Below are 22,467 nucleotides of genomic sequence, written 5' to 3'. Positions count from 1 at the left end.
CTCACTCACCTCCTATTGGAATTTCTATCTTTACGATCGTCCCTCTTTTTTCTCTACTGAAAAGCCCCACCCTTGCCTCCGAATACATCGCCAGAATGCGCCGGGATACGTTGGTAAAGCCTATCCCCATCTCTTTTTTGCTGTTCTGCAGAATTTCCGCACGCAGACGGTCCCGCGTCTCCTCCGGCATTCCAACACCGTTATCCGCCACAATGATCAGCAGACTGCCGCCCTTCTCCCATACGCTGATCTTTATCTTTCCGCCCTCCACTTTCGGGGCCAGGCCGTGAATGATCGCATTCTCCACGAGCGGCTGAAAAGTAAAAGTCGGAATCTGATATTTCTGCGTGTCCACCCGGCAGTCGATCCGATAGGAAATCCGCGCGCCAAACCGCATATGCTGCAGATACATATAATCCTGCGTAACCTTGATCTCTCTGGCAAGCGAAACCCTCTGCTCGTCATTTTTCAGATTGTAACGGAAAATGTCGCTGAGTGCCTTGATCATCTTCTCAGTAATCTCCGCCTCCTCCAGATTCGCCATCCCGCCGATCACATTTAATGTGTTAAACAGGAAATGTGGATTAATCTGGTTGATCAGCACCTCCATCCTGGCATTCTCCAGACGGCGTTCCAGTTCCATCTGCTCAAGCTCCTTTTCGTGAAGCTTTCCAAGGGCAATGCGGTTTTCCTCCTGCGTCTGGATATAACGCGCCGTGGCATACTTCATTTTGTTGAACGCCGCAACCAGCTCTCCGAGTTCATCCTGGTTTTCCACCTGCACGTCCTCGATAAAAAATTCATTTGCGGCAATTTTGCGCGACGCCTCCGCCAGCGCAATTACCGGATAAACGATCGAGCGGTACATGGTTTGGGAAAGCCAGAGTACAGCAAAGAAAGACAACAGAATCAGCAAAATTACCAGCGCTGTCACCCACAGTACCAGCGGATAAGTCTCGCGGTATACGGCATTTCCCGCTTCCGCGCTCTCGATCAGCAGCGTCTGCGCATAGTCAAACAGATACGACTGCATATCATATACCTCATATAGGCTTTCAATATACCGGGGATCATCGCTGTCCATCGCAAGCACCGCATCTCTGCTTTCCTGGTACACCTCATAAATATTTCGGATCGACCAGATCTGCGCATAGATCCTGACTCCGAGCATACGATCCTCGACGGAATACTGTTCCACCGTTTCCCTTGTTGCTTCCATTGCCTGCTTAAGCGTTTCCTGCTTTTCCTCATCCGCATTTTTGACGTAAGCCTCAAAAGCAGCATTTTCCCGCTCAATTACCCTCACCAGCTCACCGTTCTGCGCGTTCATTTCCAGGATCCGGTGAAAATCGACCATGGAAAAGCGCACGATCCAGGCATCCAGAATACAGGAAAGCACAATGATCAGGAGCACTCCGCCTGTAAAAAGGAGAATCTTGTGCCGGATCGTCTGCGAGTTCCATGCCTGCTCTATTTTTTTCCGCACATGCTTCCCGTCCTTTCCATTTTTGTAGCTGCACGCCCGTTTTCCTGCAGTACGTATTCCAGGGCGGCAGCCGCCACCGGATTTTTGCACAAATGAGCGGTGCGCAAAAAACGCATCGCTCATCTATTGCATGCTCCGGCGTGCCTCCCGGCTTCCGGCAACATGCTTTTTTCGTATCATGAGATACGGGATTTCAAATATGTAAAAAATTCTTCTTTTTCCGCCCCGAGCACGCGGTCTGAAATCATATATCCTCTGCCGCTGCTCTCCAGAATAATTATCATATTCGGCTCTTTCACCGCCCGACTGATTTTTTTCCAGTCAACGTTTGCCGTCTTTCCATCCGCCTGCACGTAGATGCCCGCATCTCCAAACCACAGCTCCATATTCTTTGGAAGCTGCGCCGCCTGTTTTCTCGCGCGCAGATACGTACCTGCAGGCTGTATCACCGGAACAAGCAGGCATCCAAGTGCCATCGCCGCATTTACCAGTACATTCTCTCCCCAGAAATGAATCGTCATCGCCAGAAAAGAGACTGCAAATATTATGCTGCACACTCCGACCATGGAGTGATAAATGCGGTACATGGAAAGCCGGAAGCAGTCCATCGCCGTAATGTCACATTTGAATTTGTATCTCATAAGCTCTCCTTACTACATAAGCAGGTTCGGAAGGAACATACTGATCTGCGGAATAAAGGTGATCAGCAGCAGTACAACGATCATGCAAAGGTAGAACGGAAGCGTCGCCTTTACCACCTGCTCCATTTTCAGCTTTGCCACAGCGGAACCAATGAACAGCACAGCTCCTACCGGCGGCGTCAGCAGACCGATGCCACAGTTTAAGATCATCATGATACCAAACTGGATCGGGTTGATGCCGATCGAGGTTGCGATCGGAAGCAGGATCGGTGTCGCGATCAGAATGATCGGCGCCATGTCCATAATGCATCCGAGGAACAGCAGGATCAGATTCAGCAGCAGCGCCAGAATGATCGGATTATCCGTAATGCCGGTGATCGCTGTTGCCGCAATATCCGGCACATGCAGCGTGGTCAGGCAGTATCCGAAAATACTGGAGGTTGCGATCAGGATCAGCACGATGGACAGCGTATCCACACACTGCTCCAGAACGTGCCACACGCCCTTCCAGGTCAGTCCCTTATAAACATACACGCTGACGATCAGGCTGTAAATAACTGCGATCGCCGCAGACTCTGTCGCGGTAAACCATCCAAATACAACGCCGACCACCACGATGACAACAGCTGCCAGCGCCCAGAAGGATACGGACAACTGCTTCAGCAGATTCCTGATGCTGAATTTTTCCCCCTTCGGGTAATGTCTCTTTTTCGAGATAATGTAGGAGCCTACCATCAGCGAAAGCGCCAGGAGCGCTCCCGGTATGTATCCGGCAAGGAAGAGACTTCCTACGGAGATGCCGCCCGCCGACATCGCATAAATGACCATGTTGTGGCTCGGCGGAACCAGAAGTCCCTCACAGGATGAGGTAATGGTAACAGCCGTCGAAAAATCTCCGTCGTATCCCTGGTCAACCATCATCGGGATCAGGATACTTCCCAGAGAAGCAGTGTCTGCGGATGCAGAACCGGAAATACCTCCGAAGAAATAGGAAGCAACGATGTTTACCATCGCCATGCCGCCCGTCATCCAGCCAACGCAGGCGTTCGCCAGGTCGATCAGTTTTTGCGAGATACCGCCGCTGCCCATCAGGCAGCCCATTGTGATAAAGAACGGCACCGCCATCAGACTGAAGGAACTGATACCTTTTACCATCTGCTGACAGATCGTGGTGAGCGGAAGCCCCTGGAAAAGCAGACAGAACATCGAAGATAACGCAACTGCATACGCAATCGGGAATCTTAACAAAATCATAACAAGAAAGCTTATCAGCAATACTGCGATTGCCGCTGAATTAACGGTCATACCTGCGCCTCCTCTCCCAGAACAAGGCGCTTAATGTGATTGTAAATTGCCTCGATCTCAAAGATAATCATAAACAACCCCGCAAGCGGAATCGGTGCATACATCCAGAAACGCGACAGCCACGGCATACTTACATAGGTACCCTTGGCGCCAAGCGTGGACGCATACTGCCAGCCCACCGTGAGCATAACGATCGCCAGCACAAATACCAGCGCATCCGCCAGCAGATCCAGAAGCACGAGCAGCTTCTTCGGAAGATAACGGTCGAACGCCGTCATGCGGATGTGGCTTCCCTTGCGGATCGCCAGCGCCGCCGAAAGAACCGCCATATACGACATCAGCGTAAGCACGACTTCCTCGCTCCATGCCGGGTCCGGGATAAATGGTATATAACGTCCCAATACCGCCATACTGGTAATCAGAATGTCGGCGATCAGAAGAAGCTTACAGATGAATAAGTCTACTTTATAAATGACGTCATATACCGGTTTGAACTTATCAATTTTTTCAAAAAAGCCGGTCATAATAACCTCCCTCTTATCCTTATCTCTCTTTTCTTTCCATCAAGAAAGGCGCAGCGGACATTTCCGCCGCGCCCTCCATTCCGCGAGGCAACACGCCAGGCGGATATTTTACGTGATATCTCTTGCCGTTCAGAGCTTACTGCATATCTACGATCTGCTGATACAGGTCTTCCATACCCTTGGTATTTTCGGAAATAACGTCAGCAACCGCTGCCTGCCACGGAGTCAGATCTTCCACTTCGATTACGTTTACGCCGTCTGCCTTGAGCTGCTCAAGAACCTTCTCTTCCTCGCCTGCGGAAAGCTCACGGTTGAAGTTGGAGGCATATTCGCCGGCTTCCATGATAATGTTCTGCTGATTCTCGCTCAGTTTGTCCCATGCAGCGTCAGTAATGATAACCTGGATAGCGCCCAGCGTATGTCCGTCAAGGATCAGGTTCGGAGCAACCTCCGGGAATGCATTGGACTTATAGTTTGCGATCGGCTGCTCAGCGCCGTCAACAACGCCTGTCTGCAGTGCGGAGTACAGCTCGCCGAAGGATACAACTGTCGGAGAAGCGCCAAGACCTTCTACCAGACCGTTCATAACCGGGTCGTTGGACACACGCAGCTTCATGCCTGCCAGATCTTCGATGCCGGAGATTTCCTTCGTCGTGAAGAAATGACGGAAGCCTTCCTCGCCGTAGAACAGACCTCTCACGCCGCTGCCGTTCTCCTGCGGCTCCATGAGGAATTCCTGTGCAAGATCAGAAGTCGCAAAGTTCCAGAAATGTTCGCGGCTTACGAAGGTATACGGGAGAGACAGAAGCATGGATTTCTGTCCGCCGTAGCTTGTCAGAGCAAATGCGGAGATACGGGACATATCAATTGTTCCGCCGCCGCCAAGCATGGTGTCAAGTACATCGTTCTCAGAACCAAGCACGCCGCTTGCCTGAATGTCAATGGTGATGGAACCACCGGAAAGCTCTTCTACCTTCTCTTTGAATGCAGTTGCCGTCTGACCTACGATCGTATCCAGCGGGTTAACCTCTGCGTATACCAGTGTAACCGGTGCATCCTCTGCTGCTGCAAGCGTTCCCATAGAAAGAACCATAGCTGCTCCTAAAACTACAGATAATAATTTCTTTTTCATCTTTTTTCCTTCCCTCTTCATTTTTTATAGAACCGTTCTATTTGATAATTTAAGTATATCGAAAAAATATACTATTTGGTACAGGAAATTTTTGATATTCCTAGCAAATTCATGCTATTTTCTTTTACTCTTTTTTCTCTTTTGTTCATAATGCACAAAAAAGAGCAGCGGGACAAGTTTGCAAATTGTCCTGCTGCTCTTTTTTTGCTGCCATCACATATCTCTGCTATTCCCCGGATACAAAGATTTCCGTCATCCAGTAATAGATGTCCCCGTAGACATCCTCTCTGTCCACTTCGTTTAAAATTTCATGGCGGTCCTGCGGGTAAAGCCTGCACTTCACCTTTGTCATGCCCATGCGCAGGAACTGCCTGTATACTTTTGTCACGCCCTTGCCGAACTGACCGACCGGATCATCGTCGCCGGAGACAAACAGCACCGGAAGATCGCGCGGCATCCCGTTGAGGAAATTTTCAAAGCTCAGTGTATAAATGCTGTAAAACAAATTGTAATATCCGTTTAAGGTGAAGCGGAAGTTGCAGAGCTTTTCCTTCATATATGTATTCACGTTTTCCTCGTTCCGGCTCAGCCATGCCTTGCCGCTTAACTTTCCAAATTTCCGGTTGTAGCCGCCGAACGCCATTGCATCCACCAGAAAACTGCGGTAATTCCAGCCGAGAACCTTTGCCATCGCCGTGGTGAGCACCATTCCGAACTGCGTGGCAATGCGCGGCTGATAACCCGTACCCATAATCACCGCGCCCGCAAGCCCTTCTCCGTAAATGCAGAGGTACTGCCTTACCAGAAAAGAACCCATACTGTGTCCCAGCAGAAAATACGGAACCTCCGGGTATTTCTGCTGCGTGATCCTGCGCAGCCTGTGAATATCCTTCAGAAGCGTTTTGTTGCCGTCTTCTTTGGCGAAATATCCGTAATGCTCCTCCGACTGCACGGATTTTCCGTGTCCAAGATGGTCGTTGCCCGTCACCAGAATGCCGCGCTCCGCCAGATATCCCGCGAACTCATCGTAGCGGTCAATAAACTCCACCATGCCGTGCGAGATCTGCAGCACCGCGCGCACCTTTCCCTCCGGAATCCAGCGGATGGCGTGAATCTCTGTCACATGGTCGTTAGAATGATACGTAAAATGCTCTTTCTTCATTGTCCAGCCTCCTTCTTAATATTTATTTACAAAATTTTTTTAAGATTTAAAAGTGTTTAAAGCCCGTATTTTGCAAGAAAAATTTTCTTGACAAATGCCCAGGCATATTCTATACTGATTTTAAGAAATGGGTTTTTGCCAAGTAGAATTTTATGATTTGAACGGGTTGCTCGTTTCTTTTTTTATGTCTAAAACATCATATAAATACATTTTTCCATCATTCGCGTGGCGTATCAGCATAGACGCATGAAAAATATTATACCGCTCCACCTCTCCCGATTCATCATAAACAGGAAGCGCAAAACGGGAGTCATACCTGTACCATCCATTTGCTGCATTTCTTAAATGCTTTTCCCCGGAGTTTTCCCGAAAGTGCTTACCAACTGCTATTTCCAGCATTTCCGGTATCCCCTGTGAAGCATTCACCTTTGCTTTTGCATTCGCCCCCTTTAACGAATAAGTATATCTGGAACCTGTATACTCATCCGGCAGGTCCTGCCCAATATAAACAATGTCCTTCGTATCAGCGATCTCATAAAACTCTCCTACATAGGATTCCAGGTAAGCCTTTACATCATCCCAGTTGATTGCTTTCTTTCCTTTAAAAATAATATCATTAATCAAGGCAATTTTATTTCCATTCAAATCTGTTATGATATTTATATTCCTGTTCATTGGCTGCCTCCATAAAACTTAAGCCTTTATTCTGTTTTCCCGACAATCACATCATAGCTTTCTGCAATCGTCCTTTTGATTTCTCATCCGAAATAGTCCCATCCAAAGTAACAGAATTTCAATGTTCCTTATTCTGTTGATCCCCCTGCAGCACGGATGAATAAATATTCCTCCACAGGTCACGCCACTGCGAATCAACCTTTACATTCACCCTGTCATAATCCCAAAATCCAATGCAGATGAAACAGCCCGAAGAAGCGCAATCAGCCGCATATTCTTGCTCTTTTCAAACCGGAATTTATTTTTTTCTCGCAACCATAAAAATGCCGACTGCAAGCACTGCAATACCCGCAACAATTCCTATAATTACCAGAGGACTTCCGACTATACCAGCAACAAATACTGAAGTCGGACCATCTGATCCACCAATGATAGACACTGACATTTTCCCTTTTATTTTAAAAATTAGGGATACTACTGCCATCACAATCCCTATCACTGTTAATATAATTCCTAAAATCTTCTTCATGCGCTCGATTCCTCCAATCCTGATTCTTCATTTACCCATCTTCTTTTCTGCTGGACAAAAAGCATCCCTCGCTTGATCAATTCCGATTTTCTTAATTCTACAAATTTGAATCTCTGCACACTATATCATTTTTGACATAATCTCTTTTTCTTTATCCTGTAACACGTTTAATAGTCTTTGTTTACATTCTTTGATTTCGCCTATAAGAACCCTCTTTGAATCCTCGAGTTTTAATTCTTTTTCATGTCCTAATTTAATATCTTGCATCTGATTGTAACGTTTAATAAGGGTGTTAAAATAATGTTTGATTATAATAGGATCATTTTTTTGTACAATAACGGCTTTGCCCTTTCGAAATCCGCAATTATTAGATGATATGCATTTTCAATAATATCTTCATTTGCTTCTGTGATTGCAGGAACTCTTATCACACTAACTTCTCTTATCAATTTTCCAATTTCATCCCTCTGCCATTCAATAAACTCATGAGTTTGCTCCGCTTTTTTAGTTTTAATTATAAAGGAATGATCCAAATGAGAAATCAAAAATTGAACCAATGCAGCAACAAAACCTGCAATTACACCGGTTGCAATTCCACCACCATTAAACAATAGTTCTATCCAATTATCCATGGTTATATATGTCCTCCATTCCTATAAATCCCGATTGTAAGGAAAAAGTGGCAGCCTTTCCCTGCTACAAAGTATAGCAGAAAAAGGCTGCCGTATCAATCAAAAGTCGCTTTCGAAAAAAGGAAACAGCTTCTTTATGAAGTGTTTCCCTTTTATAGCATCTGTCTTTTATAATATCTGTTTTTGTAACGCCCCGGTCATATGGAGGCACCGGATGCCGCTATGGCATTCCGGACCGGACAGCATTATTTCTTTGCTTCCCCCTCCGGGAATATGATTTTGAATACGAAGAAGAATATCACCATGGATATACCGCCCATCAGTACCGTGGTGCCGATGTTGTACAACCATCCCGGAAGGAGCTGGCTTGCAACCGCTACCCACACGCAGTTGATGGAGTTTACCACGATCGTGATCACCACCCACGCGATCACGTACCACATGATCTGCCAGGGAATGTTGCCATGGCTGCGGAAGGTGATATTTCTCTGCAGCGGGAAGTTGATGCACTGCGCGAGGAAGGAACCAACCAGCATGGCGATAAAGTAGCCGAGACCGCCGCCAATGATGACCTGTCCTGCTTCATTGTACAAAACGTCGTAGCCGAGCGCGTTCCAGGTGAAGTCGATTCCAAACAGGCTCACCGGGATTGCCGGCCAGCTCCATGCTGTACCCGCAAGTTCCAGACCGAGCAGATTCGGCAGGAAGGCGTAGATGATATACTGGACAACAGTTACCAGGTTACTGAAGATGAGGAAGAGACCGCCCTCGCGCACCCACTTTGCTGCTGACGGATGCCTGTCGGCAAAATTTCCCCACCATGATTTTAAAGCATTCATATGTTTACCCTCTCCTTATATATTGTTTTTGTGCTGCCAGCGGATCACTCCGCTGCTGACATCACTCTATTCCATCTTGTTCGCTTTTTTCATTACCTTGCGCTGGCGGAAGAATCCCCCGATCACCTTGCCAAGCCCCTTGAAGAAATGTCCGTTGACGATCTGCATGATGCCGCCGACCATCTCCTGGCTGACCATTCCGCCTGCCATCTTGCCGATACCGCGGAACGGCATGTTGTAGATGAACAGGATATTGAGATCCGGTTTGCCCTTCGCCTCGCTCTTATTTTTCATGTTGGTCATGATCTTCCAGACAAGTCTTGCCGGAGCGCTCTTTGCGTAGTACATCTGGCAGATCGCGTCGTTCACATCCAGCAGACCATCCGTTCTCCATTTGCCGTCCGGGATCGGATAGCCAAGCAGCGCTTCGTATTCTTCATCCGATACATTCAGCACATTTCCGCTGTAGTAATCGGCAAGCTTTGCCTTGTCATACGGACTCTGCGCCTTTGTGCCCTGCACGGAAACCGTTTCGCGCAGGCGGATGTCCTCGCTGGAGGCTCCGACAAGGATCTCGTACTCACCGCCCTCTATCTCCCATTTATTGGTCTCTACATTGAAGTAGCGGAATGCCTTGTCATCCAGCGGCACGGTCACGGTCTTGCTCTCGCCCGCTTTTAAGAATACCTTCGCAAAGCCCTTCAGCTCCAGCGCCGGACGGAACACTCTGCCGCCCTTCGCTGCCACGTAAACCTGTGCGACCTCCGCGCCGTCTCTTCCGCCGGTGTTCTTCACCGTAAAGGTAACGCCCTTATCCGTTGCCGTGATGCCCGAGTATGCAAACGTGGTGTAGGAAAGACCGAAGCCAAACGGATAGCGCACCTTCACGCCGGTCGTTGCATAATAGCGGTAGCCGACATACAGCCCCTCGCGGTACTCGCTGCTTCTTTCCTTGCTCGGGAAGTAGTTATACGCCGGAGTATCCTCGTATTTAAACGGATATGTCTCCGCCAGCTTTCCGCTCGGATTGATCTGTCCGGTGATTGCTTTGAGCATCGCCGCCGCCCCCGCCTGTCCGGAAAGATATCCGTGAATGATCGCCGGAACCTCGTCCGCCCACGGTATCTCGATCGGAGAACCGCCGCTGAGCACAACGATAATGTTCTTATTTACCTTCAGGAGCGCTTTTAAAAGCTCCTCCTGGTTCTTCGGCAGACGCATATGCGCGCGGTCGAGTCCCTCCGCCTCGCTCACCTCGTCCAGGCCGATGTAGAGCAGTACGTTTTCCGACTCCTTCGCCAGGCGCACCGCCTCCTGCTTCATCACATCGTTTGCCTCTCCGGTGCGCACGTAACCTGCAGCAAAGCCTGTCATGTTCAGATCAAAGTCCTTTATCACATCCAGGGTGCTGTCAAGCTTCGTCGGGTTTACTACCGAGGAGCCTGCGCCCTGGTAGCGCGGCTTCTGCGCGAAATCTCCGATCACCGCTACCTTCGCGCCTTTTGCGAGCGGCAGCGTATTGTTTTTATTTTTCAGAAGGACAATGCTGCCCTCCGCCGCTTTCTGCGCCATCATGTGATGTGCTTCCACATCAAATATCTTTCCCTTTGCCGCCTGCGTCGCGGGTGCAAGCTGCATGATCACCTTAACGATCTCTTCTACCCGCTCGTTTACCGCGGCTTCCGATATCTTGCCGCTCTTTACCGCCGCGATCAGCTCTTCATCGCTATCGCCGCCGGTGGTCGGCATTTCCAGATGCGAACCGTTCGCCACGCCCTTTACATGGTCGTTTGAGCCGCCCCAGTCAGACACTACAAATCCGTCAAATCCCCACTCATCGACAAGAATATCGCGCAGGAGGTGTTTATTTTCGTTTGCATATTCCCCGTTGATCCGATTGTAAGACGACATGATCGCCTTCGGGTGCGCTTCCTTCACCGCAATTTCAAAACCGGTCAGATAAATTTCGCGCAGGGTCCGTTCATCCACGATCGAATCGCTTGCCATACGGCGAAGCTCCTGGCTGTTTGCCGCAAAGTGCTTCGGACACGCAGAACTGCCGTGAGACTGAATGCCTCTCACATATGCCGCCGCCATCTTCCCTGCCAGATACGGGTCTTCCGAAAAATATTCAAAGTTACGTCCGCACAGAGGGCTTCTCTTAATGTTGAGGCCCGGTCCGAGCAGTACGTTTACTTCCTGGGAAAGCGCTTCCTCTCCAAGTGAGCGCGCCATCTCCTCCGCGAGATTCTCGTCCCAGCTGTTTGCCATCGTCGCCGCCGTCGGGTAACAGGTTGCCGGAACGCTGGCATTTAAGCCAAGCTGGTCTGCAGCTCCCGCCTGCTTACGCACGCCGTGAGGTCCGTCCGCAAGAAAGATCGACGGAAGTCCCACGCGGTTCACACTCCTGGTCTGCCAGAAATCCTTACCGGAAAGCAGATAGCATTTTTCCTCCAGAGTCATATCCTGGACCATTTTTTTGATATCCAACTCTTCACCTTCTTTTCTTTTTTTGGAAAGGGATGCAGCCGGGACTGCGATCCCTTTCCCTGGTTTCATGCCTTATTTTTTGCTGTCCGCATCTGTTTTACTCAACAGACGCTTTTTTCTTTTTCTTTAACAGATAACGAACCAGTACAAGTACTGCGATGCCGACGATGATCACGCCGCCTGCAATATCAACCGTCATAAACAGCTTGTCCATATTTGTCATGCCGCCTACCGGGTTGGTGTCGCCTGCATAGTAGCCGCTGTTTACGATCGTGTACATGATGTTCTTACAGGACTCGCGCATTGCAAGGGTTGCCGTTGCGCTCTCGTCTGTGAACTGGTTGGACGCTGCGCTTGCAAAGCCAAGCATCAGATCGTTGCCGTTGCGTACACAGTGGTCAGAAATCATGTAGCCGTAGGAACCGTCGTAGTCTGTGATCACCATGCCCTCAAAGCCCCACTCACCGCGAAGAACGTTGTTGAGCAGATAGCCATTCGCACAGCTCGGAATCGTTCCGATCCAGTTGAAGGAGGACATGCACGCCTGCGTTGTGCCAGTGAAGCCCTTCACGCAAAGCTCAAACGGTTTCAGATAGATTTCACGGATCGCCTGCTCGGATGCATAGGTCAGCAGGAAGGAGCAGCGGTTCGTTTCCTGATCATTTACTGCAAAGTGCTTGATGTAAGCGTATACGCCCTTTTCCGCCGCACCGTTTACCTGGTTCGCCGCCAGATATCCTGCAAGCACGCCATCCTCGGAATAATATTCGAAGTTACGTCCTGCAAATGCGGAGCGGTGTGTGTTCATAGCCGGACCATACCAGCCATAGTTGTTTGCGTCTGCATATTCCTGTCCCATAGCCTGTCCCACTTCATAAGCAAGCTGCTTGTTCCAGGTCTGCGCAAGCAGAACCTCGGACGGATAAGCGGTACCATAGGAACCGGTAATAAAGTTGCTAAGACCTGCCGGACCGTCACAGTCGGAGGTTGCCACCTTGCCAACGGAATCAATTGCAACTGTCTGCCATCCACCTACGTTGATCATCGTCGCCATATCCTCGAAGGTGAGCTGGTCGAGAAGCTGATCCCATTTTGCGTCGTCATACGGAGCGCCCTTGAGGTCGAACAGTGTCAGACCGTTGTCTGCGCCAAGTGTCGGCATCGCATCGTCTGCGTTGTCATACTTTGTCGGATCATAGGTGCCGAATGCGCTTTCTTCTACAGCCGCACGAGTCTCATCGGACATCACAAACTGTTCTTCCTTAAGCGGCCCGCAAGCCTCGTCGTAGTTTGCAAATTTGTCTGCACGGGAGAGCTGTACGAAATCGCCGCGGGAGTAATCCTCAAACTGATTGGTTGCTGCAACAGCATCGCTTGCGCGTCCTTCTGTGCTGTAGTCGATGTCAGCGTCAACCGTGAAGGTCTCCTCTGCATCTACGGTGTGTGAATCAGAGCGAACAGAAATCACATAATCGCCCTCTTCCAGGATGTAGCCGCCGCCCTGGATCTTGATGCCTTCGGAATCGTAGGAAGCAAGATCTTCCTTCGCGATCTCAAAGGAGAGCGTCTCGGATGCGCCCGGTTCAAGCACGCCGGTCTTTTCAAACTGAACAAGGTTTACGGAAGCCTTTTCAATACCGCCGTTCGTGTAAGGCGGTGTGAAGTAGATTTCTGCAACATCTTTGCCTGCAACGTCGCCGGTGTTGGTTACAACTACATCAAAGGAGATGCTGTCGCCATTGTCCGCAAAGTTTTCGATGGTCTTCTCAAAGGTGGTGAAGCTTAAGCCATAGCCGAACGGATACTGCACATAGTCCTCATATTTTAAGAAGCCTTCTTCTGCTGCCGTCTCGTAGAACTTGTATCCGACATAGATACCCTCTACATAGTTTGCAAATGCGATATTTCCTTCGTAGGAAGCGTCCGCCGCAGCGATCTGCTGCTTCAGATCCTCCACGTTGCTGTAGCTCATGTTGCCGATATTGTTGATATACGGCGCCTGCATCAGATCCTTTACAAAGGTATCCGCCGTCTTACCGGACGGGTTTACGGAACCGTTGATGATCTCGCCAAGCGCTGCGAAGCCGGTGTTGCCTGCGCCCGGAGCCAGAAGAACGGCGCCGATCTGCTCATACTCGTCTACCCAGCCAAGCTCCATGGTGTTGTTTGCATTGATGATCACGATAACGTTGTCAAACTCGGAGCAAACCTTTTCAACAAGCTGTTCCTCGGTTACGGAAAGCTCCAGGTAGGATTCGCCCGGCTCGAAGTCGTCGTAGGAGCCGTTGTTTGTGTAGTAAGCGTTCATGTAGCACCAGTTTGCCGGAGCAACAGAAACCTCAAGACCCGGGTTGTAGGTGCTGTGGATGATAGCGTTCATGTCCATCGGAAGGTCTGCGCCCTCACCGCCGGAACGTCCGATAACGATTACGGCCGTATCGGAGAATTCCTTTGCCTCTGTCATGATATCATCTGTATAAGCGTCCACCGTCGGTTCCGGCAGCGTCCAGTCCTGAGAGGACATCGCAATTGTCGGACGGGTGTCGCGATAATCCGTGTAGAGCTTTGTAAGCGTTTCGTTTGTCGCATAGCCTGCGTCCTGCAGAGACTGCAGAATACCGACTGCGGTGGATGCATCCGAGGAACCGGAGCCTGTTCCGCCAAACAGCGGGTTGGTGGAATCCCATCCAAATACGTTCAGGCTGTTGACATCGGAAGATAACGGAAGCAGCCCGTTGTTCTTTAAGAGAACGGTGCCCTCTTCGCCGATCCTCTTGATCATGTCTTTACTCTGAGCAATCGTTTCTTCCGTGAGATCTGCCTTTGATGCATTCAGAAAACCGGAAACGTTTGTGTACATCGGTCCGTAACAAATTACATTGACCGTAATGAGCAGTGCGGCGAAAAATGCCATCACCGCTTCCCAGCGGATTACGTGTTTGAAGCCCTTTTTTGCTTTGGATGCAAGGATTAATACTACAATCAGTACAACCAGAGCGGCAAGGATAAAGTACACGTACCCCTGTAACTGTGTGAGGTAGGCGAGCAGGTCTGCCTCACTGACTCCCAGGCTGCCGAAAATCGGACCCAGGAGATTTGCCAATAAGTTTACCATCTTTTCTCCTCCTTTTGGTTTTCACGCAGGCGCCCCGGCAGCGCCTTGGTGATTTTGGTAAAAAAATTATAGCATACATCTTGATTTATGGTGCGTTATTTGCACAAATTGCAGATTTTCCTTCATAAATTGTCCTATGCTTTTTTTATTTCCTGTCCTCATATGTCTATTTTGCACAAATTTACCAGGTCGGTTTTGTGCACGATGCATAGATAGCAACTTTGCAGACAGCTCCAGAGATTTGCTGCTTACAGCAACTAAGTATCATTGGCAGATGACACATACCATGATATAATGTGCATATGAATTAATCGAAAGATGGAGGAATAAAATGGACAGACCAATTACAACATTGTTTATGCTAATGTCTGTTGATGGTAAAATCAGCACTGGTGCGTCAGATAATTTAGATGTGGATAAGGACTTTCCTAAAATTACAGGAGTGAAAGAAGGGTTACATCAATATTATGAAATAGAGCAGACAACAGATTTATGGTCACTTAATTCTGGAAGAGTGCAGGCGAAAATCGGTGTCAACGCAGCGGATATGCCAGATAAAACGCCTGTCTCCTTTGCTGTCATTGATAATAAACATTTAACGGAACACGGTATCCGCTATTTTTGTGCTTTATCAAAGCAGTTCGTTCTGATTACATCCAACAAAAATCATCCGGCATTTGAAATGGAAGAGGATAATCTTCATATCATATACCAAAATGAATTATCGCCAGAGGACGCTCTTGCCAGGCTCAAAGCAGACTATGGCTGTGAAAGGATAACGATACAGACCGGTGGTACACTAAACGGACTGTTTCTTCGTGAAAAGCTGATAGATCTTGTTGATATTGTTGTAGCGCCTGTATTAGTCGGCGGGAAAGATACCGCCACTTTAATCGACGGGAAATCCTTACTGTCGGAAAACGAATTATCAAAATTATGCGTGCTGAAATTGCAGGAATGTGTCGTTCTGAAAAATTCCTATCTCAGATTACGCTATGAGGTAATTCACTGACCGCTGTCTGTTTGTAGGGCAGAAATGTAAAGACTGAGTATCGGCAGATACCGCATGGGGAAATACCGTGCGGTCCCGCCAGACTAAAAACGTCCACCGGACGTTTTTGTCGTATGCATGGCAAGAAAATCCGGCAGAGGATAATCCCCTGCCGGACTCTAAAGGAAGAGCACTGCAGGGCTGAGCTCATCCAGCCCCGCAGTCTGATAAAACCTGAGCTATAAACTATGCTTCTGTCTCGGTTTCCGTTTCTGTTTCCGCGTCAGTCTCCGCTTCTGTTTCTGTCTCGGTTTCTGTTTCTGCGTCTGTTTCCGCTTCCGTTTCTTCTTCCGCGTCTGTTACTGCTTCTGTTTCTGTTTCCGCATCTGTTACTGCTTCCGTTTCCGCTTCTGTTTCTTCTTCTGTTACCGTGTCAGTTTCTGCTTCTGTTGCCTCTTCCGCATCTGCTTCCACTGCGCCCTCACCTGCATAAGCTGCCTCATATGCCGCAAAATCAAGGCTCTGGATGGTTGTCAGCGGTTCTGCAGAGTATTTCTCTGTGCGCTCGTCGCTGATCACGCCTGCCCAGTTCATACCAAATGCGAAATCATAGGTGTTGCCTGCTGCGTCTACGTAGCATTCCATGTCGCGCGGAACGTCCTCAAGCTGTGCCTCTACTACTTCCATGGAAGCCGGCTGCTGGAATACCAGAAGACCGTTCGGCTCTGTCTGGCCAAGGATGATCTCAGCAACAACGTCATTGTACTGCTTGTTGTAGCATACCAGGATAGCGTCTGCCAGCGGCTCTACCTCATCCCAAACCATGCCGCGTTCCATCTTCATGGAAACGATCACCGGAATGTCGCCTGCAACAGAATCCGCATACTGGAGTGCTTCCAGATCGCCGTAGTTTGCTGCTGCCGGAGCGGTATTGCCCTTGTAGGAACGGTTTTCCTTCGTGCCGTCTTCCAGGATCTTACCGGAGATGGAAACCTCGCGTGCGGTGTCAGCCGTGTACTCTGCGTACTGCAGGGATGCCGGATACCATTCATCTTCCGTTCCTTCCGGAGCCGGTGCGCCGCCGAATGCACCTGTCATAAGCGCATTGTAGGAAACGCTGTATGCATTGCTCATGCCAACCAGGATATAGTCGCACGCTGCAATTTCTTCCTCAGTTGCACGTGTAAGGTCATCCTTCGTGTAGGTCGCGTTGCCGTTTGCATCCGCCTCGCCGGTCGGATCGCCCAGTGTATCGGTTACGATGTTGAAATACTTGCCGAGAACTTCAAGGTCCATACCCGGTGTCCAGGACGGTGTACCCTGGCTGATACCTGTCATCCAGGTTGCGCTGAAGCCTGTGTTGTATACATACGGTACGTATACGGTCGGTTTTTCTTCGGAAGCTTCCTTCTCGCTGATCACGCCGTCGTTCTTGATCATAACTACAGACTGTCTCTGTGTTTCCAGACCGTACTCGTTTGCGGAATCACTGTAAACGATAGAATCTGCGTATGCGGAATCGCTGTACGGCTGGTCGAACATGCCAAGGTTCATCATTACGATAATGTAGTTGTAAGCCGCATGTCCAACGATCTCATCTGCCTTTTCCTGTCCGTCGCGCTCTACCAGGATGTTGTAAGCTGCTACAGCATTCTCAACATTGCTGTAACCGCCGAGCAGGTTTGCACCTCTCTCCCAGCTTGTAGCGATGCGATCCGGCTCTTCCAGGGATTCTGCACCCCATACGCCTGCGAACTGATATACGCCCCAGTCAGTGATCTTCAGGCTGTCGTAGCCAGCCTCCTCCAGAAGGCCGTACATAAACGGATTGTAAGCGCCTGCCCACTCGCCGCCATACGGGTTGCCGTCTGCATCTACGTTGATCGCATATTCTGTCATGATACCCGATGCGCCTGTCAGTCCCGGCAGGTTGAATACGCCGTCAAAGTAGGTGATCAGGTGTGCCTGCAGGTTGTTGCCCGGGAACGTAGCATAACGTCCTGCATTGCTGTGGTCGTTGCGTCCGCCCTCGGTAGAGCCTGCGCCGCCGTAGTGCTTCGTGAAGCAATATACGGACTCGTCGCCCCATCCAAGGTCTTCGCCGTTTTCATCATAAGTGGACTGCATCGCATTTACATAAGCGGTTGCGATATCCAGTGTAAGCTGCGGATCCTCACCGTAGGTTCCGCCTGCGCGATCCATAACCGGAGATGCGATATCTACCTGCGGTCCAAGGAGCGCGGTAACACCTGCCGCACGGTACTGCTTCGAGGTTTCCTCACCGATCTCAGCCGCCAGCTCCGGATCCATGGTAGATGCCAGGGAAACCGTCTCGATCAGACCGGAAATATTTGCCGGGTCGATAGAGATCATAGCCGGGATACCGTATAAGCAGCTCTCAGCAACTGCCTGGATTTCGTTGGTCCATTTTGCATGTGCGCCGCCGCCCTGGGAAATGTTTCTGGTAACGCCGCCGCGTCCGCCCTGTCTTAAATAGGTTGCGGAGCCGTCTTCATCGGTAAGCGGTTCAGTGGTGAAATCGCCCCAGCCGCCGTGTGTGAGCATTGCCGCCATCTCGGAGCCTTCCATCTGGCTTACCAGATCTTCCGAACGCTCTTCGCTGGTCTTTCTCCAGTCCTCATATACGTCCAGCTCGCCGTCCTGGTCGAGGTCCTTGAATGCGTAGCCGTCTTCTTCGATGATCTTAACGCCGGAATTAGAGGAAAGTCCCAGAGTCTCGCCATCTTCATTCTCGATCTTGATCCAGTTATCATCCGTTACGGTAACGGTATATTTTGCATCGTCACCCGGAACCGGCACGTAAGCTTCCGCTTCCGTTTCAGCCTCGGTCGCTGCTTCCGTAACCGCTTCTGTTTCTGCTTCCGTCTCAGCTTCTGTTTCTGCTTCCGCCTCAGTTACAGCCTCCGTCTCAGCTTCTGTTTCCTCAGCCGCTGCACCGGCATTCTTATACGGATCTGCTGCTGCATCTGCATTCTTATACGGGTCTGCTGCTGCATCTGCATTCTTGTACGGGTCTGCTGCTGCGTCTGCGTTCTTGTACGGGTCCGCTGCTGCGTCCGCGTTCTTGTACGGATCTGCTGCTGCGTCCGCATTCTTGTACGGGTCTGCTGCTGCGTCTGCATTCTTATACGGGTCTGCTGCTGCATCCGCGTTCTTATACGGGTCTGCCGCTGCTGCGTCCGCATTCTTATACGGGTCTGCTGCCGCTGCATCTGCGTTCTTGTATGGGTCTGCTGCCGCTGCGTCCGCATTCTTATACGGGTCTGCTGCCGCTGCGTCCGCATTCTTGTACGGGTCTGCCGCTGCATCTGCTGTCTTGTACGGGTCTGCCGCTGCATCCGCTGTCTTGTACGGGTCTGCCGCCGCAGTCTCTGCCTCGGTTTCTTCTACTGCCTCGGTCTCAGCAGCTTCTGTTTCTTCCGCCTCGGTCTCAGCAGCTTCTGTTTCTTCCGCCTCGGTCTCAGCCGCCTCGGTTTCTTCCGCTGCCTCAGTCTCCTCTGCCGCAGCAGCCTCTGTTTCCTCTGCCGCCTCGGTTGTCGCAGTTGTCTCCGTCTTCTTGGAACTGGAATCTCCGCAAGCGGTAAGACTCAGAGCCATGGTCGAAGCCAGCAGCAATGATAACACTTTCTTTCTCTTCAAAACCTTTATCCTCCTTTTTCTCTTCCTCGGAACGGAGCGGTGAGCTACTCCTCTCCCTTCCGGTCCGGCATTGCGGAAACCCTTGCACCTTCTCCCGCACGCTGCCGAATATGTGAAAAATATACCACAGATTTTATTTTAGGACACACTCTTTTCACAAACTGTTCTTTTTCTTGCGCAAATTGTCAGCCTTATTCTGTGCTGCAGGTTTTACTTTGTACGAATTGTACAATTTCTATTTTTCATTTTTATACATTGTGCCGGTTTTTCGTTTTAGGGGAGCGGAATCAGGATCATCAGCCGGAACCAGTTTTTTTCCTGGCTCACCGTCAGGGAACCGCCATATTTCTGCGCGCTGTGCTGGATGCTCTTCACGCCGAAGCCGTGATACGCATGATCCTTTTTTGATGTCAGCGGCAGCCCGTCCTTAAACACCGCTTCCTCCTCACAGTAATTTTCAATGCTGATTGTGAGGAACTGCTTCTTCGCCGCCACCGAAAGGTGGATCAGGCGCTTTTCCTTATCCGGAATCTTTAATTCACACTCAATCGCATTGTCAAGTGCGTTTCCGAAAATAGTGCAGATATCCATCACGTCCATAAAATCCAGAAGATGCCCGTCCGCCACGCAGGTGATACCGATCTTATGCTTGTCACAATAAAGGCTTTTTGAGGTGAGCACAGTATCCAGGATATCGTTCCCGGTTTTGTTCTGCGCCTCGTACACCCGGATCTCGCTCTCCATCTCGTCCAGGTAGGCGTTGCGCCTGTCCGCATTGCTCTCCGCGCGCAGCACGGCGATCTGATGCTTCAGATCGTGATATTTGCGGTTTACAAGGTCAATGCTCTCTCTGGACATCTTGTACTGCATGAGCTGGTTCTGCAGCATATCCTCCATGGTGTCGCGCTCATAGCGCAGATGAAATTCGTTCAGAAGCGCATGGTAGGCGTACAAAATAAAAAAGCCCGCCAGATCCACCCAGGTGCGGATATTAAAAATCTCCGTCTCGATACTGCTGCTGAACGGGGTGTTTTCGTACAAAAAGCTTAGGTTACTCATAAAAAACGCAAGCGCGCCGATCATCGCGGCTGATAGCAGCTCGCGCGTGGAAACCTGCAGCATATCGCCGTCCACAAGCGCCCGCCGCTCCAGCCTGTAGGCAATGTAGAAAACAATTCCATAGATCACAGTGACATAGAGCAGGCGCACATAAAATACGTCGTTCGGTCTGCCGTGTACCATATAAAAATAAAGCTGCCACTCCAGGGATGCCGCAAGCTCCGCGAGCAGGAAAGCGCGCACCGAATTGTACATCGCATTTTTCAGCGACATTTCACAGCAGAGCATGATCAGACCGCCCATCGATGCCACCGCCACAAGCATCCCCGGTACCCAGAGGATTTCCGGCAGCATCCCGTCAGCAAGCTGTATCAGCATCTGAACCGCCAGCCCTCCGACAAGGATTCCTGCTGTGCCTGCCGCGGAATAACGCTTTTTCAGGATCAGAACATAGACAAGACACGCTATCCACTCTGCAATTGCGGTATAATAGCGCGGAACATTCGGGATTACCGGTTCGAATATCATAGCAGCACCTCATTCATATAGGCGGCAAGCGTCTCCTGGAAAATTTTCTTGCGCGGACGGCTGACTGCAAGCGCATCGCCCCCTACCATTACGCATCCGTTCTGAATGCTGTCCACATGCTCCAGGTTCACAAGATACCCCTTATTGCACTGGCAGAAGTGGAACGGCTCCAGCTTTTCGCCCATCTCCTTCATGGTGCCGGACGTCTCATGCGTGCCATCCTTCGCGTGGACGATCAGCGAATGCCCCTGGCTTTCTATATAGTAGATATCCTCCGTTGCGATCCGCTTGGAGCCGCCCTTTAAGCGGATCACCAGATAATGCTTCTCCTTTTTCCGCAGACGGCTCACCGCCCGATCCAGGCGCTGTGAAAAGGCAAAATAAGAAACCGGCTTTAAAACATAGTCCAGCGCGTTCACCGCATACCCGCGGATCGCATACTGCGGCATATTTGTGATAAATATAATCGCAACCTCCTCGTCAAGCTCGCGGATCCGCTCCGAAGCCGTCATACCGTCCATAAATCGCATCTCAATATCCATCAGGATAATATCGTAAACTGCCTGGTAGTTCGTCACGATATCCTCCCCGTCCTCAAAGCAGGTGAGCTGGATCGCCTCACCGCTCTCCTGTTCAAATTTCCGGATATAAGCTGTCAGCTCCTGCCTGCATGTTTTATTGTCCTCCACAATCGCAATCCGTATCATCTTCTCTTTCCTCTCTCCGTCCCCGACGCCGGTCATCCAGCCGCATATTCTACAATTCCTTTCTGCCTCTTCATGCTGTCCAAAATCCTCACATGGTCGTGAGCTTTCCTGGCATTTCAGGATGCATTTATACTCCGCCCAGAATATCCGCGAGCCGCGCAAACTGCCCCAGCGTCAGCGTCTCGCCGCGCACCCCCGCCGGCACGCCAAGCGCCGCGATCGCCGCCGCAATCTCTTCTTTGGTAAAATCCAGCTCCGGCGCGTTACTAAGCCCGTTCGCCAGCGTCTTTCTTCTCTGGTTGAACGACGCCCGGATGATCCGGAACATCAGCTTCTCGTGCGCCGTTTTTACCGGCGGCTCTTCATGCGTCGTCAGCCGGATGACCGCGCTTCCCACCTTCGGGCGCGGAATAAAGCAGTTCGGCGGCACATTCGCCGCAATGTACGGATCGCAGTAATACTGCACCGCCAGCGACAGCGCCCCGTAGTCCTTGCTGCCCGGCTGCGCCTGCATCCGCTGCGCCACCTCCTTCTGCACCATCACCGTGATGCTCTTCACCGGCACGTGCTGCTCCAAAAGCCCCATGATGATCGGCGTCGTAATATAATAAGGAAGGTTTGCCACCACCTTGATCGGCTTCCCGCCGTTCTTTTCCTCCACAAGCGCCGCAATATCCACCTTCAGAATATCCTCGTTTAAAATTTCCACATTCCCGTACCCGGCAAGCGTGTCCTGCAGGATTGGGATCAGCATTTTGTCGATCTCCACGGCAAGTACCTTTCCCGCTGCCTCGGAGAGATACTGCGTCATCGTGCCGATGCCCGGTCCGATTTCCAGCACGAAATCCTCCTTCGTGATATCGGCAGCCGCAATGATTTTATTTAATACATGCCCGTCGATCAGAAAATTCTGTCCGAATTTTTTCTGAAAGGCAAATTCATATTTCTGAATGACCTCAATCGTTTTCTGAGGATTTGAAAGTTTTTCCATA

At 50.3% G+C, this 22,467-nt stretch carries 17 protein-coding genes; 1 reads left to right on the top strand and 16 read right to left on the bottom strand.

All coding sequences use genetic code 11. The annotated features are described in order from the left end of the window. Position 1: 1 nt before the first annotated feature. The 12 genes from ACLU9Q_RS05140 to ACLU9Q_RS05085 form a co-directional block, all read right to left on the bottom strand. Positions 2–1,609 carry a sensor histidine kinase gene (locus tag ACLU9Q_RS05140; protein WP_296835170.1) on the bottom strand — a complete coding sequence of 536 codons (1,608 nt, stop codon included), beginning with the start codon at positions 1,607–1,609 and terminating at the stop codon, positions 2–4. 53 nt (positions 1,610–1,662) lie between these two features. Next, positions 1,663–2,127, bottom strand: coding sequence for a YcxB family protein (locus ACLU9Q_RS05135; RefSeq protein ID WP_296835173.1), 465 nt, complete (start codon positions 2,125–2,127; stop codon positions 1,663–1,665). A 12-nt stretch (positions 2,128–2,139) separates the two neighbouring features. Continuing rightward, on the bottom strand, positions 2,140–3,432 hold the full coding sequence (locus ACLU9Q_RS05130; protein WP_296835175.1) for a TRAP transporter large permease: 1,293 nt from the start codon (positions 3,430–3,432) through the stop codon (positions 2,140–2,142). Then, positions 3,429–3,956 (bottom strand): TRAP transporter small permease, encoded by a 528-nt coding sequence (locus tag ACLU9Q_RS05125; protein WP_296835178.1) that lies wholly within the window; start codon positions 3,954–3,956, stop codon positions 3,429–3,431. Before ACLU9Q_RS05125 ends, ACLU9Q_RS05130 begins: the two co-directional genes overlap by 4 nt. Before the next feature lie 136 nt (positions 3,957–4,092). After that, the gene (locus tag ACLU9Q_RS05120) at positions 4,093–5,088 is read right to left on the bottom strand and encodes a TRAP transporter substrate-binding protein (protein ID WP_296835180.1); all 996 of its coding nucleotides are present in this window, start codon (positions 5,086–5,088) and stop codon (positions 4,093–4,095) included. Between the two features lie 226 nt (positions 5,089–5,314). Then, a complete protein-coding gene (locus ACLU9Q_RS05115; RefSeq protein ID WP_296835183.1) occupies positions 5,315–6,250 on the bottom strand; it encodes an alpha/beta hydrolase in 936 nt (311 codons plus the stop codon). A 150-nt stretch (positions 6,251–6,400) separates the two neighbouring features. Beyond that, positions 6,401–6,925, bottom strand: a complete 525-nt coding sequence (locus ACLU9Q_RS05110; protein ID WP_296835185.1) for a hypothetical protein — start codon at positions 6,923–6,925, stop codon at positions 6,401–6,403. Positions 6,926–7,223: 298 nt separating this feature from the next. Next, entirely contained in the window at positions 7,224–7,454 is a 231-nt protein-coding gene (locus tag ACLU9Q_RS05105; RefSeq protein WP_296835187.1) for an oxaloacetate decarboxylase, read from the bottom strand. Positions 7,455–7,762: 308 nt separating this feature from the next. After that, a complete protein-coding gene (locus tag ACLU9Q_RS05100) occupies positions 7,763–8,086 on the bottom strand; it encodes a hypothetical protein (RefSeq protein WP_296835189.1) in 324 nt (107 codons plus the stop codon). Between the two features lie 245 nt (positions 8,087–8,331). After that, positions 8,332–8,925 carry a hypothetical protein gene (locus tag ACLU9Q_RS05095; RefSeq protein WP_296835191.1) on the bottom strand — a complete coding sequence of 198 codons (594 nt, stop codon included), beginning with the start codon at positions 8,923–8,925 and terminating at the stop codon, positions 8,332–8,334. A gap of 66 nt (positions 8,926–8,991) precedes the next feature. Beyond that, a complete protein-coding gene (locus ACLU9Q_RS05090) occupies positions 8,992–11,400 on the bottom strand; it encodes a glycoside hydrolase family 3 C-terminal domain-containing protein (RefSeq protein WP_296835202.1) in 2,409 nt (802 codons plus the stop codon). Positions 11,401–11,512: 112 nt separating this feature from the next. After that, entirely contained in the window at positions 11,513–14,530 is a 3,018-nt protein-coding gene (locus tag ACLU9Q_RS05085) for a beta-glucosidase (protein ID WP_296835193.1), read from the bottom strand. A 331-nt stretch (positions 14,531–14,861) separates the two neighbouring features. Here ACLU9Q_RS05085 and ACLU9Q_RS05080 point away from each other — a divergent pair, with 331 nt between their 5' ends. Continuing rightward, a complete protein-coding gene (locus tag ACLU9Q_RS05080; protein ID WP_296835195.1) occupies positions 14,862–15,542 on the top strand; it encodes a dihydrofolate reductase family protein in 681 nt (226 codons plus the stop codon). A gap of 225 nt (positions 15,543–15,767) precedes the next feature. On the opposite strand, the gene ACLU9Q_RS05075 is transcribed toward ACLU9Q_RS05080, so the two are convergent. The 4 genes from ACLU9Q_RS05075 to rsmA form a co-directional block, all read right to left on the bottom strand. After that, a complete protein-coding gene (locus tag ACLU9Q_RS05075) occupies positions 15,768–19,181 on the bottom strand; it encodes a glycoside hydrolase family 3 N-terminal domain-containing protein (RefSeq protein ID WP_296908321.1) in 3,414 nt (1,137 codons plus the stop codon). A 273-nt stretch (positions 19,182–19,454) separates the two neighbouring features. Next, the gene (locus ACLU9Q_RS05070; RefSeq protein ID WP_296835198.1) at positions 19,455–20,768 is read right to left on the bottom strand and encodes an ATP-binding protein; all 1,314 of its coding nucleotides are present in this window, start codon (positions 20,766–20,768) and stop codon (positions 19,455–19,457) included. Further along, positions 20,765–21,475 carry a LytR/AlgR family response regulator transcription factor gene (locus ACLU9Q_RS05065; RefSeq protein ID WP_296835200.1) on the bottom strand — a complete coding sequence of 237 codons (711 nt, stop codon included), beginning with the start codon at positions 21,473–21,475 and terminating at the stop codon, positions 20,765–20,767. The genes ACLU9Q_RS05070 and ACLU9Q_RS05065 overlap by 4 nt, the downstream gene beginning before the upstream one ends. 127 nt (positions 21,476–21,602) lie before the next feature. Continuing rightward, positions 21,603–22,466: a 16S rRNA (adenine(1518)-N(6)/adenine(1519)-N(6))-dimethyltransferase RsmA gene (gene rsmA / locus ACLU9Q_RS05060; protein ID WP_298514032.1), complete on the bottom strand. Its 864-nt coding sequence runs from the start codon at positions 22,464–22,466 to the stop codon at positions 21,603–21,605. Position 22,467 lies beyond the last annotated feature (1 nt).

This window comes from Marvinbryantia sp. (assembly GCF_047017445.1).
Lineage (GTDB): Bacteria > Bacillota > Clostridia > Lachnospirales > Lachnospiraceae > Marvinbryantia.
This window is presented reverse-complemented; position numbering and strand designations above follow the sequence as displayed.

What these genes read in the sequence shown, in the direction of transcription:
- ACLU9Q_RS05080 (WP_296835195.1), top strand. Translation starts at nt 14,862, where the DNA reads ATGGACAGACCAATTACAACATTGTTTATGCTAATGTCTGTTGATGGT.
- ACLU9Q_RS05095 (WP_296835191.1), bottom strand. Translation starts at nt 8,925, where the DNA reads ATGAATGCTTTAAAATCATGGTGGGGAAATTTTGCCGACAGGCATCCG.
- ACLU9Q_RS05105 (WP_296835187.1), bottom strand. Translation starts at nt 7,454, where the DNA reads ATGAAGAAGATTTTAGGAATTATATTAACAGTGATAGGGATTGTGATG.
- ACLU9Q_RS05135 (WP_296835173.1), bottom strand. Translation starts at nt 2,127, where the DNA reads ATGAGATACAAATTCAAATGTGACATTACGGCGATGGACTGCTTCCGG.
- ACLU9Q_RS05090 (WP_296835202.1), bottom strand. Translation starts at nt 11,400, where the DNA reads ATGGTCCAGGATATGACTCTGGAGGAAAAATGCTATCTGCTTTCCGGT.
- ACLU9Q_RS05115 (WP_296835183.1), bottom strand. Translation starts at nt 6,250, where the DNA reads ATGAAGAAAGAGCATTTTACGTATCATTCTAACGACCATGTGACAGAG.
- ACLU9Q_RS05065 (WP_296835200.1), bottom strand. Translation starts at nt 21,475, where the DNA reads ATGATACGGATTGCGATTGTGGAGGACAATAAAACATGCAGGCAGGAG.
- ACLU9Q_RS05110 (WP_296835185.1), bottom strand. Translation starts at nt 6,925, where the DNA reads ATGAACAGGAATATAAATATCATAACAGATTTGAATGGAAATAAAATT.
- ACLU9Q_RS05100 (WP_296835189.1), bottom strand. Translation starts at nt 8,086, where the DNA reads ATGGATAATTGGATAGAACTATTGTTTAATGGTGGTGGAATTGCAACC.
- ACLU9Q_RS05130 (WP_296835175.1), bottom strand. Translation starts at nt 3,432, where the DNA reads ATGACCGTTAATTCAGCGGCAATCGCAGTATTGCTGATAAGCTTTCTT.
- ACLU9Q_RS05140 (WP_296835170.1), bottom strand. Translation starts at nt 1,609, where the DNA reads ATGAGCGATGCGTTTTTTGCGCACCGCTCATTTGTGCAAAAATCCGGT.
- ACLU9Q_RS05085 (WP_296835193.1), bottom strand. Translation starts at nt 14,530, where the DNA reads ATGGTAAACTTATTGGCAAATCTCCTGGGTCCGATTTTCGGCAGCCTG.
- ACLU9Q_RS05070 (WP_296835198.1), bottom strand. Translation starts at nt 20,768, where the DNA reads ATGATATTCGAACCGGTAATCCCGAATGTTCCGCGCTATTATACCGCA.
- rsmA (WP_298514032.1), bottom strand. Translation starts at nt 22,466, where the DNA reads ATGGAAAAACTTTCAAATCCTCAGAAAACGATTGAGGTCATTCAGAAA.
- ACLU9Q_RS05125 (WP_296835178.1), bottom strand. Translation starts at nt 3,956, where the DNA reads ATGACCGGCTTTTTTGAAAAAATTGATAAGTTCAAACCGGTATATGAC.
- ACLU9Q_RS05120 (WP_296835180.1), bottom strand. Translation starts at nt 5,088, where the DNA reads ATGAAAAAGAAATTATTATCTGTAGTTTTAGGAGCAGCTATGGTTCTT.